Below are 13470 nucleotides of genomic sequence, written 5' to 3' on the forward strand. Positions count from 1 at the left end.
GCGGCATCCTCTACCGACATTCGAGACAAGATGGACTTCAACCCACTCCTCATCCTCATGGCCCAAAAGAAAGGGTCCGACATGTTCATCACCGCGGGCCGTCCCCCCGGAATCAAGATCGACGGCGTCATCCGTAACGTCGGCAATGATGCCCTGACGCCCCGGGATGCCCATGACCTTGTCTATGGTGTGATGAGCGAGAAGCAGCAAAAGGAGTTCGAGGAGACCAAGGAGTGCCAGTTCGCCATCGATGCCAAGGGCGTTGGCCGCTTCCGAGTCAGTGCCCTGGTGCAACGCGATGCCACCTGCATGGTGCTGCACCGCATCGAGTCGAAGATCCCCACCCTGGAGGAGTTGCGCCTGCCCCCGATCATCCAGGAACTGGCTATGACTAAGCGCGGGCTCATCATCTTTGTTGGCGGGACCGGCACCGGCAAGTCCACCTCGTTGGCGGCGATGATTGGCTACCGAAATCAGCATAGTTCCGGGCACATCATCACGATCGAGGACCCCATAGAGTTCGTCCATGAGCATGGCGGCTGCGTCGTTACCCAGCGCGAGGTCGGGGTCGATACCCAGTCCTTCGACGTCGCCCTCAAAAACACCCTGCGCCAGGCCCCCGACGTCATCCTCATCGGCGAGATTCGTACCCGCCAGACCATGGAGTACGCCGTCGCCTTTGCCGAGACAGGTCACCTGGTCCTGGCCACTCTGCACGCCAATAACGCCAACCAGGCCCTAGATCGCATCCTGAACTTTTTCCCAGATGAAGCCCGTAACCAGCTCTTCACCGACCTGTCGCTGAACCTCAAGGGCGTCATCGCCCAGATGCTCGCCCCGCGCCTGGATGGAAAGGGCCGGCGCGCCGTCATCGAGGTCCTGCTCGGTACCCCTTTGGCCTCGGACCTGATTCGCAAGGGCGAGGTCCATAAGCTCAAGGAGTTGATGAAAAAGTCCCGTGAGCAGGGCATGGTCACTTTTGACCAGTCCCTGTTCGATCTTTACGAGGAGGGCGAGATCAGCTATCAGGACGCCCTGCGCTTGGCGGATTCCGCCAACGAGGTGCGCCTCATGATCAAACTCCACGGTACCCGGGACAAGGGGATGGAACTGGACGGAGGCCTGGAGGGCATCAGTCTGGTGGAAAAAGATGGATGACGGTCGCATTGAACCGCTATGGCCGCAGGCCGATTCAGACATACGCGCCTCAGGCAGGGTGGCTTTTTGACCTCCACTGCCCAGCAGGAATGCCGAAGAGGCACCGATTTTTTCTGATCCGCAACCCGGGGTCGCGGTGTAAAGTGATAGTCAAAACCGCCATCATGCTTGTATAAAGGCCTCATATTTTTCAAGCGCGGCCATACCGAGGACGCAACTTTAATGATCAAAGCTCCCTGTAAACCTCTTCCGGCAACGGATTGGCTCCTCAAGCCCCTCTTTGCCACCCTGGCGGCGGCCGCGATTCAGTTTGGGGTCAGCGGCTGTGTGAATCTGCCCCTGCTGGAGCAGGAAAAGCCCAGGGAGCAGGAGCCGGTCCAAGCCGAGGCACCTAACCCCGTGCTACCCATGGAGCCTCAGGAGGCCCGGCCCGCCAAGGCCAAACGCTGGGAATGGGAGGGCGATAATCGCAAGATCACGCATATCTGGATCGATGTCGATAGCCAGAAGGCTCGCTTTTACGAGGGTGAGGAACAGGTTGGGTGGACCTATGTCGCCTCGGGTCTGAAGTCGCACCCGACGCCGGTAGGTCATTTTGCCGTCATGGGCAAGGAGAAAACCAAGGAGTCAAACCTGTACGGCAAAATATACAATGCCGACGGGCAGGTTGTCGTCTCCGACGCCAAGCGGGGCCGCCATCAGGTTCCGGCGGGTGGCCGCTTCTCCGGGGCCAAGATGCCTTATTTTCTTCGCCTCACCGGGGACGGCGTAGGCCTGCACGCCGGCGCCATTCCTCGGCCGGGACATCCTGCCTCGCACGGCTGTATACGCCTGCCCGCGCCCTTTGCCCAGCGCCTCTTTAGCCAGGTCCCGATCGGGACGCCCGTAACCATCACGGGTACGGGTCCGGATTATGGCGACTATCGCGGCAGGCTGGCGGCTCAGGGCGCCGCCAGACAAGAGCCGGCGGAAGGCGGCACCCTGTCGCCCGCCGAGGTGGCGAAAATCCAGCCCGCGTCGGCGCCGGTCGTGCAAACCGAGCCGGTGAAACCAAGGCCTGCACCCTTGCTGGCCGCGCCGATCCAGACCGCGAGCACCGAGCCGTTGAAACCGGGGCCCACTTCCGTGCCGGCCGTACAAAACGAGCCGGTGAAACCTCGGCCTACCCCCGTGCAGCCCATGCCGCCACGGACCAGCCCGACAGAGCCCTTGACGTCTCTATCCACGCACACCCCGACCACGCAACCCCCCTACCCGCAACTCAGGGTGGCGAGACCTCAGCCTCCGCAAAATCAGTCCTGGAAGCCCCTGGTCACCGAAGGGACCTTGGCCGTGCCCGTCGGGGTTCCGCCGGCAAACCATGCCAATCCAACCTCGGTTGCCCAACCGGGGTCCGCGCCAATGGGAGGCACTCCCGAGGATAAGTCCGTTTCGCCCAAACCCCTCCAAGCCGGGTCAACACCCCCTCAATCCTCATTGACCTCGCCCCAGGCCCCCAAGACCACGGCCGCGCGCCCTGAAAACCCGTCGGCCTTAGGACAAACCCCGCCGCAGCAGGCCCCAGAGGCGCCAGTTCGGGAAAAAGCCGCTCCTCCCACCCCGGTCGCCCCTCTTGGCGGGGTGCAAACGGCGCCCGCCCTGACATCGCCTGGATCAGGGGCGGCCCTACCCGCTTTACCCGTGGCGGAACAGCTTCCGGCCAAAATAGCCCCCATGATCCAGCCCCTGCCCTCGACCAACCAAGCCGCGTCGCCGGTGGAGGCCAAGGTGCCCGCCGAAATAAAGGCCCCGGCGGCCCAGGCGGGGAAGGACCAGGCCAAGACCGAAGCCGAATCCGCTCCAGCCGTCCCCCTTAAGGCCGACCCGGGCTAGACCCGGGGCGGCTGTACCAAGGCCCGGGCGGTTGGGGTTGGGGCGCTCGGCTTTAGCTCTACCCTTCGCGCTGGCCTCTGGGTACCGCGCCCGGGCCGCCTGGTGGTCAGTTGGGGAGGGTCCCGGAGGGGCCGGAGGCCGGAGGATTTAGACGGATTGGCGGTGATTGTCCGCCAGGCGGACATAGTGGAGGGCCGAGTACTCCAGGTATTCCAGTTCCTGGTCCGTCAAAGGTCGGATACGCGTGACCGGGGAGCCGCGCCAGAGATAGCCGCCGTCCAGAACCTGTCTGGGCGGGACCAGGGAACCAGCGCCCAGGAGGGTCCTTGGCTGGACGACCGCCCGGTCCAGGATGCGCGCGCCCATGCCAATCAGGCAGCAATCATGGATTTCGCAGCCGTGCAGTACGACCTGATGGCCGATGGTAACGCGGTCGTGAATGATGAGGGGCGCGCCACCCGGCAGGAAACGGCTGTCGTGGGACACATGCAGAATGCTGCCGTCCTGGATATTGGTCTCGGCGCCGATGCGGATGTAATGGACATCGCCCCTGACCACCGCCATGGGCCAGATGGACGACCCCTCGCCGATCTCCACATCGCCGATCACCAGGGCGGTGTGATCGATCCAGGCACTGGCGGCAAGGCGCGGCTGCTTGCCCTGGTAAGCGCGGATAGGGGACATAGTTTTCCTCGGTGCGGGATGGGCTTGGGTATGGGGGTCAAGGGAAGGTTCCGTCAGTGTCCAATGCTAGCAGCAACCGCCAGGGCTGTCGTTGCCCGGCCATGAGCATTTCCGCCGGCGGTGACACTGGATTGCGCCATCACCCGGGCCTATATTGCCTTCCTGAAGCCGCGCCCTCGCCGCGTCAATCCGTCCGGAGCACGTCACATGTCTTTTGCCGCTGTCGCCCTCATGCTCACCCTGGCCCTGGCTTCGCCCCTGGCCCTGGCCGCCAAGCCACGCCAATTCATCGACGAGGCCGGGCCCGCGGCGCCGGCCAGCATCCTTGACCCCAAGCTCTGGGAGGAGGGCAGGACCGCACTGCCGCCCTGGCCCAAGGACGGCGATCTGGTGGAATTCAAGCTGGATAACGCCTCTCCCTCCCGCTTCCGCTATTTCATCGATGGCCAGCATTTGAGCATCGGCAGCGATGAGGTGGTGCGCTACACCCTCGTGGCTGAATCGCCCTCGGGCACCCGCAATGTCACCTTCGAGGGCCTGCGTTGCAAGGCCCAAGGGGTCTTTCGCACCTATGCCTATGGCTCGAATGACCGCTTCATCCTCGTTGAGGGGGCTGACTGGCAGGCCGTCACCTCCCAGTCCGGGGACGGGCTCCACCGGGAGTTGCATGGCCACTTCCTCTGTGGTCCACGCACCTTTGAGCCACGCCCCATCCCGGATATGATCCGGGCGCTCAAGGGTAAGGTCCACGGGCGCGAAAACGCCGGATTCCTGCCGGATTGAGCCGCGACCAGGCCCTATTTCCTCCCATCACCCCGCCATCTCAATCGGTTCAACGAGGCATCATGGACAACCCCCTCATCGACATGCCCGGCCTGCCCCCCTTTGGCCGCATCCTGCCCGAGCAGGTGGAACCCGCCATCGATACCCTGCTGGCCCGCAACCGCGCCCGCATCACGGAACTCGCCCAGGGTGCGGACCCCCCTACCTGGGAGAACTTCATCGAGCCCCTGGAGATGCTCGGCGATGGCCTGGAGCGCGCCTGGTCACCCGTCGGCCATCTCAACGCCGTCATGAACAGCGAGGCCCTGCGCTCCGCCTACAACGCTTGCCTGCCCAAGCTCAGCGACTACGCCTCCGAGCTTGGCCAGAACCGGGCCCTGTTCGATGGCTATCGCGCCGTCGCCGCCCAGGAGCACCTGGACGCCACTCAGCGCCAACTGCTCGCCAATGCCCTGCGCGACTTTCACCTCTCCGGCGTGGATCTGCCCTCGAACCAGCAGAGCCGCTTCAAGGCAATCGACCGGGAACTGTCGCGCCTCGGGTCCAAGTTCTCCGAGAACCTCCTGGATGCCACCAACGCCTGGAGCAAGCCTATCGAGGATGAGGCCCAGCTGGCCGGCCTGCCGGAATCCGCCCGCGCCCTGGCCCGCCAGACCGCCGAGCGCCGCGGCGCGCCCGGCTGGGTCCTGACCCTCGATTTCCCCTCCTACCAGCCGGTCATGACCTACGCCGATGACGCGGCCCTGCGCCGCGAAGTGTATGAGGCCTATACCACCCGTGCCTCCGAGCTCGGCCCCCATGCCGGCCAATGGGACAACGGCGCCATCATGGATGAGCTCCTGGCCCTGCGGCACGAGCAGGCCCAGCTCCTCGGCTTCGCCAACTATGCCGAACGCTCCCTGGCCACCAAGATGGCCCGTTCCCCCGAGGAGGTGATGGGCTTCCTCGCCGGCCTGGCGCAACGGGTCGTGACGCAGGCCCGCCAGGAGATTGAAGAGGTACGCGACTTTGCCCGGACCCTGGGGGGCCCCGGTGCTATCGAGCCCTGGGACCTGGCCTACTATGCCGAAAAGCTGCGCGAGCATCGCTATGCCATCACCCAGGAGGAGCTGAGGCCCTATTTCCCCATCAGCCGAGTCCTCGGCGGCCTCTTCAAGCTGCTGGAGCGGCTCTTCGACATCCGCCTCCGCGAGGTCCAGGGGGTCGATACCTGGCATCCGGATGTGCGCTTTTTCGAGATCCGCGCGGGCGATGGCGACTTGCGGGGCCAGTTCTACCTCGACCCCTTTGCCCGTCCCAACAAGCGCGGCGGGGCCTGGATGGATGTCTGCGTCAACCGGCTCCACACCGCCACCTGCGATCAGATCCCCTGCGCCTACCTGGTGTGTAACTTCTCCCCGCCCGTGGGGGATCAGCCCTCGCTGCTGACCCATACCGAGGTCCTGACCCTCTTCCACGAGTGCGGCCACGGCTTGCACCACCTGCTGACCCAGATCGATTATCCCGCCGTCGGCGGCATCTCCGGCGTGCCCTGGGATGCGGTGGAGCTGCCCAGCCAGTTCCTGGAAAACTGGTGCTGGGAGCGGGAGTCCCTGGACCTCATATCCGGCCAGGTGGCCACCGGCGAGCCCATCCCCGATGGGCTATACCAGCGGATGCGGGCCGCCAGGAATTTCCAGTCCGCCATCCAGATGGCCCGTCAACTCGAATTCGCCCTGTTCGACTTCCGCATCCATCTCGAATACGACCCGGCTCGGGGCGGGCGCATCCAGGAGATCCTCGACCAGGTGCGCGACCAGGTGGCTCCCCTCAAGCCCCCGGCCTTCAACCGCTTTGCCCAGGGCTTCTCGCACATCTTCGGCGGCGGTTACGCGGCGGGCTACTACAGTTACAAATGGGCCGAGGTCCTGTCCGCCGATGCCTTCTCCCTCTTCGAGGAAAGGGGCGTTCTCGATAGCGCCACCGGCCGCGCCTTCCGCCAAAACATCCTGGAACAGGGCGGCTCCCGCCCGGCCATGGACCTCTATGTGGCCTTCCGGGGCCGCGAGCCCACGATCGACGCCTTGCTCCGCCATAGCGGTATCGCTATCGCGGCTTGATGATGGGCGGCGAGACAGGCCTGCCGGTTTGTGCAGGCCCTGGCTCTAAATCCCATCGGGTCAAGGATCAATTCTCCGACTGGCGCTTTAGATCTATGAAATACGCTGACTTACGAGATTTCATCGCCCAATTGGAGGCGCGGGGGGAGCTCAAGCGCATCCGCGCCGAGGTCGATCCCTACCTGGAGATCACGGAGATCTGCGACCGGACCCTGCGGGCTGGGGGCCCGGCCCTCCTCTTCGAGCGGCCCAAGGGCTCGGAGATACCTCTGCTGGGCAACCTCTTCGGCACCCCCAACCGGGTGGCCATGGGCATGGGCGAGGAATCCGTGACGGCCCTGCGCGGGGTCGGCCAGTTGCTGGCCAGCCTCAAGGAGCCCGAGCCCCCCCGGGGCATGAAGGATGCCTGGGAAAAATTGGCGGTCTTTCGCAAGGCCCTGGACATGGCTCCCAAGCAGATCAAAGGTCCGCCCTGTCAGGAGGTGGTGCTGGAGGGCCAGGATGTGGATCTTGGGCGGCTGCCCATCCAGACCTGCTGGCCCGGTGACGCCGGTCCCCTCATCACCTGGGGTCTGGTCATCACCCGGGGCCCGGACAAGCCGCGCCAGAACCTGGGCATCTACCGCATGCAGGTGCTGGGGCCGAACCGGGTCATCATGCGTTGGCTGGCCCATCGCGGCGGCGCCCTGGATTTTCGCGAATGGACCCGCGCCCACCCGGGCGAGCCCTTCCCCGTCTCGGTGGCCCTGGGCGCCGACCCGGCCACCATCCTCGGTGCCGTCACCCCGGTGCCAGACAGCCTGTCGGAATATGGCTTCGCGGGCCTGCTGCGGGGCAGTCGCACCGAGGTCGCCGCCAGCATCGGCAATGCGCTACAGGTGCCCGCCCGGGCGGAAATCGTACTGGAGGGCCGCATCCATCCCAATGACACCGCCCTGGAGGGGCCCTTCGGCGACCATACCGGCTATTACAACGAGGTGGACCGCTTCCCGGTCCTGACCCTCGATCGCATCAGCCATCGTCGCCAGCCCATCTATCACAGCACCTACACTGGCCGGCCGCCGGATGAACCCGCCATCCTGGGGGTGGCCCTCAACGAGGTCTTCGTGCCCATCCTGCAAAAGCAGTTCCCGGAGATCCTGGATTTCTATCTGCCGCCCGAGGGCTGTTCCTACCGGCTGGCGGTGGTGAGCCTGAAAAAGCAGTACCCCGGCCACGCCAAGCGCATCATGCTCGGCGTCTGGTCTTTCCTGCGCCAGTTCATGTACACCAAGTTCGTGATCGTGGTGGACGACGACATCAATACCCGGGACTGGAAGGACGTCATCTGGGCCATGACCACCCGCATGGACCCGGCGCGGGACACGGTCACCATCGAGAACACGCCCATCGACTACCTGGACTTCGCCTCCCCCGTCTCCGGGCTGGGCTCCAAGATCGGCTTCGACGCCACCAACAAGTGGCCGGGCGAGACCAGCCGGGAATGGGGCAAGCCCATCGAGATGACGGCGGCGGTACGTCAGCGGGTGGATGCCCTCTGGGCTGAGTTGGGGATAAGCTGAGCCTGGGCCGCGGGCCCGGTAGCGATCCTGCTCTCAATGTCCCAAAAAATAGAGGCGCTCCCTTTCGAAAGCGCCCCGTATTCGGAGGCCGCTGGGAGGGACCTGCCCTCCCCGAATTCTCGGCCAACTCACCCCGTTGCCGTGCGAATCCACTCCACCCGCTTGCGCATGACCCCGTAATAGACCACCGGGATGACCACCAGGGTCAGAACGGTGGAGACGAAGAGACCAAAGAGCAGGGACACCGCCAGGCCCGAGAAGATGGGGTCGTCCAGGATGAAGAGGGCCCCGGCCATGGCCGCGAAGGCGGTGAGGGCGATGGGCTTGGCGCGGACCACGGCCGAGCGCACCACCGCCGCCTCCAGGGTCAGGCCTCCCCGCACCTCCTGATTGATGAAGTCCACTAGCAGGATGGAATTGCGGACGATGATGCCGGCCAAGGCAATCATGCCGATCATGGAGGTGGCCGTGAACTGGGCCCCCAGGAGGGCATGGCCGGGCATGATGCCGATGATGGTCAGCGGGATGGGGGCCATGATGACCAGGGGCACCAGGTAGCTGCGGAATTGACCCACCACCAGGAGGTAGATAAGGATCAGCCCCACGCCATAGGCAATACCCATGTCGCGGAAGGTGTCATAGGTGACCTGCCACTCCCCATCCCACTTAAGGCTGTATTCGTAGGGGTTCAGGGGCGGGCGCAGGAACCACTGCTCCAGCCCCAGGTTGTCGGCCAGGGTAGCCGAGATCTCGAAGAGGCCGTAGAGGGGACTGTCCGTCGCCCCCGCCATGTCACCCGTCACATAGACCAGCGGCAGCAGGTCCTTGTGATAGATGCTGTGCTCCCGGGTCGTCTCCACCAGGCTGACGATCTCCGACAGGGGGACCAATTGCCCGCCCTGGGCGCGCACCCGCAGGGCCAGCACCTGTTCCAGGTCAGCCTTGTCGGCCTCGCCATACTCGACCCGGATGGGCACGGCATACTTGACGTTGGCCCCATGGAGGAAACTCATGTCCTCGCCGTCCAGCACCGTGGCCAGCGCCTGGGCGACGGCGCTCTGGGCCACGCCGAGGCGCGCCGCCTTGGCCCGATCGACCACCACCATCAGCTTAGGGGCGGGAAATTCCACCGAGTCATCCACGTCCACGATATCCGCCGTCTGCTCGAAGACGCCGCGCACCTGCTTGGCGATGCCGATCTGTCCCGCGTAGTCGAGGCCGTAGATCTCGGCGACCAGGGGTGAGAGCACGGGCGGTCCGGGCGGAATCTCCACCACCTTGGCGTTACCCTGGTACCGGCGGGCGATAGCCTGGAGGGGGTCGCGCACCGCCTGGGCCACCTCGTGACTTTTGCGATCGCGATGGTGCTTGTCCACCAGGTTGACCTGGATATCACCCAGGTGGGCCCCCTCGCGGAGGTAGTACTGGCGCACCAGGCCATTGAAATTGATGGGGGCGGCCGTGCCGGCGTACACCTGATAATCCGTGACCTCTGGCACCTGGGCCAGGTAGTGACCCAACTCGGCCAGAACCCGCGCCGTCTGCTCCAGGCTGGTGCCCTCGGGCATGTCCAGCACCACCTGGAACTCGGACTTGTTGTCAAAGGGCAGCATCTTGAGGATCACCGCCTTGCTGGTCACCAGGCCGATGGAACCGGCGATCAGCAGCAGGATGCCGCCCAGCAGGAGCCAGCGATTGACCCAGCCGGACCGGCCGACCAGGAAGGGGGAGATGGCGCCGTGGAACAGGGTCCGCATCCAGCCACCATCGGCATCGGGACCGGGGCCATGGGCACCACCCGCCTGGGCATGGGCCCGTCGGCCGAGCATGAAGTTGGTCATCCAGGGGGTAAAGACGAAGGCCACCACCAGGGAGATGAGCATGCCCAGGGAGGCATTGATGGGGATCGGGCTCATGTAGGGCCCCATGAGTCCAGTGACGAAGGCCATGGGCAGGAGGGCGGCGATGACGGTGAAGGTCGCCAGGATGGTGGGCCCGCCCACCTCATCCACCGCCGTGGGCATGAGGTCCAGGAGCTTTTTGGAACTCAGAGCCATGTGGCGGTGGATGTTCTCGACCACCACGATGGCGTCGTCCACCAGGATACCAATAGAGAAGATGAGGGCGAAAAGGGACACGCGGTTGAGGGTGAAGCCCCAGGCCCAGGAGGCAAAAAGGGTCAGGGCCAGGGTGACGATGATGGCCGCGCCCACGATGATGGATTCCCGCCAACCAATGGCGAAGATGACCAGAATGATAACGGACAGAGTGGCGAAGCTCAGCTTTTGGATCAACTTCTGGGCCTTGGCATCGGCAGTGGCGCCATAGTTACGCGTCACCGTCACCTCGATACCCTCGGGGATGAAGGTGCCCTCGAGTTGGGCAAAACGGTCTATGACCCGCTCCGCCACCTCGACGGCATTGATCCCCTCCTGCTTGGCCACGGCGATGGTGACCGCTGGCGTGGTGCCAGCCAGCTTTACGCCGCTGTGCTCGCTACCCGGTCCCGCCCCTAGCCAGACATAGGACCCGGGGGGCTCCGGGCCCCGCTCAATGCGGGCCAGGTCGCGCAGAAAGACCGGCCGGCCACCATGCAGGCCCACCACCAGGTCGCCGACCTCCTCCACCGTCAGGAGGAAGGTGCCGGCCTGGACCAGGATCTCCTGGTTGTCGTGGGTCAGGGCGATATCGTCGCGGGTGTGATTGGCGGCACCCAGGGCCAGCCGCAGGTCATCCAGATCGATGCCGAAGCCGGCCAGGGCCTGAGGATCAAGGAGGACCCGCGCCACCTGGGCCGGCGTGCCCAGGGTGTAGACGTCCCGGGTACCGGGCACCCGCTTGATCTCCTGTTCCAGGGCGTGGGCCACCTTGCCCAGTTCGAAGGCGCCAAGGGTCTCGTTCCGGGACCAGAGGGTGGCGGTGATGATAGGCACGTCGTCGATGCCCTTGGGTTTGATCAGGGGCTGGCCCACGCCCAGGTTGGACGGCAGCCAGTCCTGATTGGACAGGATCTTGGAGTAGAGGCGGACGATGGCGTCGGTGCGGTCCTCGCCCACCTGGAACTGCACCGTGACCACCGCCAGGCCGGGTCGGGAAACGGAATAGACATGCTTGACGCCCTTCATCTCCGACAGCACCTGCTCCGCCGGGCCGGCGACCAACTGCTCGACTTCGGCGGCCCCGGCGCCCGGGAAGGGAATGAAAATATCGGCGAAGGTGACGTTAATCTGGGGCTCTTCCTCCCGGGGCGTCACCAGGATGGCGAAGAGGCCCAGCAGCAGACCCACCAGGGCCAGCAGAGGGGTGATGGCGGAGTCCTGGAAGCGGGCCGTGACCCGCCCGGAGATGCCAAATTGTTCAGCCATCGCTCCGCTCCCCGGCCCGTGCCTTGAGCAGGGTACCGGCGGCGATGGGGTCCAGGGCCACCCGTTCGCCCTCGGTCAGACCCGACAGGACCACCCAGGCATCCCCCAGATCACGGCCCAGGCGGATCTGGCGGAAGCGGATCTGGCCATCCGCCAGGACATAGACCCCGGTGACCTCCGAGCGGTGCACCACGGCGGGCTTGGGGATCGCCAGTTCCCGCTTTTCGCCCGTGATGAAGCCGATTTTGACGAACATGCCCGGAAAGAGATCGGCTAGATCGGGCGGGAGATCCAGGCGTACCTTAAAGGTATTCGAGCCTTGATCCGCGAAGGGAAAGACGGTCATCTGGGCCGCCTCCACCCGGGCGCCACCCGGCAATTGGATGCGCGCCCCCTGGCCCGCGCGGACCTCCTGGATCATGTTTTGAGGGACATCCACGGAGACCCTCAGATTCCGGAGCGCAATGCCCGTCATGAGCGCCTGGCCCGGATTGGCCATCTCTCCGACCTGGACATGGCGCCGGGTGACCAGGCCGGAATAGGGGGCGCGGACCTGGGTATATTCCAGTTGCTCCACGGCCTGCTCCGTGGCGGCGGTGGCGGCCTCGACGCGGGCCTGGGCGTTCTTGACGTCCGCGATGGCCTTGTCCATGACGGACTCCGAGGACATCTTCTTGTTGAACATCTCCTTGATGCGTTCGAACTCCTCATGGGCGTTTTTCAGGGTGGCCTCGGCCGAATTCAGTTCCGCCGTCGCCTGGGCAACCCGCGACCGCTGTTCTGTATCCTTGATGCGGGCTATCACCGTGCCTGCCTCGACGTAGTCGTCCACGTCGAAGAGGACCTCCTGGACCTGACCCTGGGTCTGGGCGGAGACCGTGGTCTGCTGGACGGCTTCGATCACGCCATCGAGCTGGTATTCACGGGGGACGGACCGGTAAGCGACCGTTGCGCTGTCCAACTGGGCGGGGTTGAGGTCCGCCAGCCCGGTGGCCGCCAGGGCGGACAGGAGGGGGATCAGGGAGGCCATGCTCATGAGAAGAGTCCCTCTGGAGGAAAGTGTGGAGGTCACGGATGGGTCGTTGAGTGATGGGCTGGGTATTGAATCGGGTCCGGTGCCGCGCCTGGGGCCACCAAGGGGAAGCATCGTCGTGCCGTTCGATCCTGGGCCGCGGTCGGGCTCACGGCAATGCCTTCCGTCAATAGGGGTCGGATGGCATGCAAAATGTTGCCAAAAAGCCGCGGATGTTCCGCCTCCTCCCGCGCCAGCAGGGCCTTCATATGCTCGCGGCGACTCGGGGCGGAGAAACAGGCCGGGCAGGAATCCGGCACGACCGGCAGGCCGGCGGCGTGGGCGAAGTCCGCGGTCTGGCGTTCCCGGCAGTAGGCCAGGGGGCGGATGATGCGCACGTCGCCCGCGTCATTGAGATAGTGGGCCTTCATGGTGCGCAACTGGCCGCCATGAAAGAGGGACAGCAGCAGGCTCTCCGCCAAATCGTCCAGGTGCTGCCCCAGGGCCAGGACGCCGTAGCCCTGTTCCCGGCACAGGCGGTACATGATGCCGCGCTTCATGCGCGAGCAATAGGCGCAGAAGGAGTCGCCATCCATGTGGCGCTTGGCCTGCTCCATGATCGGCTGTTGTTCGTAGTGCCAAGGTACGCCCAAGGCCTCGTAATAATCCTTGAGGGACTGGGGATCGAAGCCGGGCACCTCCGGGTCCACCGTCAGGACGGCCAGCTCGAACCGCACCGGGGCATAGCCTTGCAGGTGTCGCAGCAGGTGCAGCAGGGAGAGCGAGTCCTTGCCCCCGGAGACCCCCAGCAGGATGCGATCTCCATCGCGGATCATGCCGTAATCGACGATGGCCCGGCCCACGAGGCGTAGCAGGGACTTGGGTGGTTTGACCAGGTTGGCATTCATAGTCCGGCAAGTTTAGCAGCTTGCCGG

General features: G+C 65.0%; 9 protein-coding genes. 5 read left to right on the forward strand and 4 right to left on the reverse strand.

The features are described 5' to 3' along the window. The first annotated feature begins 30 nt into the window (after positions 1 to 30). Both IPN92_02755 and IPN92_02760 read left to right on the forward strand, forming a co-directional pair. Complete coding sequence (locus IPN92_02755) at positions 31 to 1158, forward strand: PilT/PilU family type 4a pilus ATPase (protein MBK8637238.1); 1128 nt, start codon at positions 31 to 33, stop codon at positions 1156 to 1158. A gap of 222 nt (positions 1159 to 1380) precedes the next feature. After that, the gene (locus tag IPN92_02760) at positions 1381 to 3030 is read left to right on the forward strand and encodes a L,D-transpeptidase family protein (protein MBK8637239.1); all 1650 of its coding nucleotides are present in this window, start codon (positions 1381 to 1383) and stop codon (positions 3028 to 3030) included. A gap of 147 nt (positions 3031 to 3177) precedes the next feature. On the opposite strand, the gene IPN92_02765 is transcribed toward IPN92_02760, so the two are convergent. Beyond that, a complete protein-coding gene (locus IPN92_02765; protein ID MBK8637240.1) occupies positions 3178 to 3714 on the reverse strand; it encodes a gamma carbonic anhydrase family protein in 537 nt (178 codons plus the stop codon). Positions 3715 to 3921: 207 nt separating this feature from the next. Here IPN92_02765 and IPN92_02770 point away from each other — a divergent pair, with 207 nt between their 5' ends. From IPN92_02770 to ubiD, 3 genes are all read left to right on the forward strand, one after another. Further along, positions 3922 to 4497, forward strand: coding sequence for a CNP1-like family protein (locus tag IPN92_02770; GenBank protein ID MBK8637241.1), 576 nt, complete (start codon positions 3922 to 3924; stop codon positions 4495 to 4497). 62 nt (positions 4498 to 4559) lie between these two features. Beyond that, on the forward strand, positions 4560 to 6596 hold the full coding sequence (locus IPN92_02775) for a M3 family metallopeptidase (protein ID MBK8637242.1): 2037 nt from the start codon (positions 4560 to 4562) through the stop codon (positions 6594 to 6596). Positions 6597 to 6691: 95 nt separating this feature from the next. Continuing rightward, the gene (gene ubiD / locus IPN92_02780; protein MBK8637243.1) at positions 6692 to 8158 is read left to right on the forward strand and encodes a 4-hydroxy-3-polyprenylbenzoate decarboxylase; all 1467 of its coding nucleotides are present in this window, start codon (positions 6692 to 6694) and stop codon (positions 8156 to 8158) included. A 128-nt stretch (positions 8159 to 8286) separates the two neighbouring features. Here the strand turns inward: ubiD and IPN92_02785 are convergent, their stop codons facing one another. The 3 genes from IPN92_02785 to IPN92_02795 are packed head-to-tail and all read right to left on the reverse strand — an operon-like array spanning position 8287 to position 13443. Then, positions 8287 to 11523 carry an efflux RND transporter permease subunit gene (locus IPN92_02785; GenBank protein MBK8637244.1) on the reverse strand — a complete coding sequence of 1079 codons (3237 nt, stop codon included), beginning with the start codon at positions 11521 to 11523 and terminating at the stop codon, positions 8287 to 8289. Beyond that, positions 11516 to 12559: an efflux RND transporter periplasmic adaptor subunit gene (locus tag IPN92_02790; protein ID MBK8637245.1), complete on the reverse strand. Its 1044-nt coding sequence runs from the start codon at positions 12557 to 12559 to the stop codon at positions 11516 to 11518. Before IPN92_02790 ends, IPN92_02785 begins: the two co-directional genes overlap by 8 nt. Before the next feature lie 32 nt (positions 12560 to 12591). Then, positions 12592 to 13443, reverse strand: a complete 852-nt coding sequence (locus tag IPN92_02795; GenBank protein ID MBK8637246.1) for a tRNA 2-thiocytidine biosynthesis protein TtcA — start codon at positions 13441 to 13443, stop codon at positions 12592 to 12594. Between the last annotated feature and the right edge of the window lie 27 nt (positions 13444 to 13470).

The organism is Chromatiaceae bacterium, from assembly GCA_016714645.1.
Lineage (GTDB): Bacteria > Pseudomonadota > Gammaproteobacteria > Chromatiales > Chromatiaceae > M0108.

Excerpts from the sequence above, each read along its gene's own strand:
- IPN92_02790 (MBK8637245.1), bottom strand. The coding sequence starts at position 12,559 with ATGAGCATGGCCTCCCTGATCCCCCTCCTGTCCGCCCTGGCGGCCACC.
- IPN92_02785 (MBK8637244.1), bottom strand. The coding sequence starts at position 11,523 with ATGGCTGAACAATTTGGCATCTCCGGGCGGGTCACGGCCCGCTTCCAG.
- IPN92_02760 (MBK8637239.1), top strand. The coding sequence starts at position 1,381 with ATGATCAAAGCTCCCTGTAAACCTCTTCCGGCAACGGATTGGCTCCTC.
- IPN92_02755 (MBK8637238.1), top strand. The coding sequence starts at position 31 with ATGGACTTCAACCCACTCCTCATCCTCATGGCCCAAAAGAAAGGGTCC.
- ubiD (MBK8637243.1), top strand. The coding sequence starts at position 6,692 with ATGAAATACGCTGACTTACGAGATTTCATCGCCCAATTGGAGGCGCGG.
- IPN92_02795 (MBK8637246.1), bottom strand. The coding sequence starts at position 13,443 with ATGAATGCCAACCTGGTCAAACCACCCAAGTCCCTGCTACGCCTCGTG.
- IPN92_02765 (MBK8637240.1), bottom strand. The coding sequence starts at position 3,714 with ATGTCCCCTATCCGCGCTTACCAGGGCAAGCAGCCGCGCCTTGCCGCC.
- IPN92_02770 (MBK8637241.1), top strand. The coding sequence starts at position 3,922 with ATGTCTTTTGCCGCTGTCGCCCTCATGCTCACCCTGGCCCTGGCTTCG.
- IPN92_02775 (MBK8637242.1), top strand. The coding sequence starts at position 4,560 with ATGGACAACCCCCTCATCGACATGCCCGGCCTGCCCCCCTTTGGCCGC.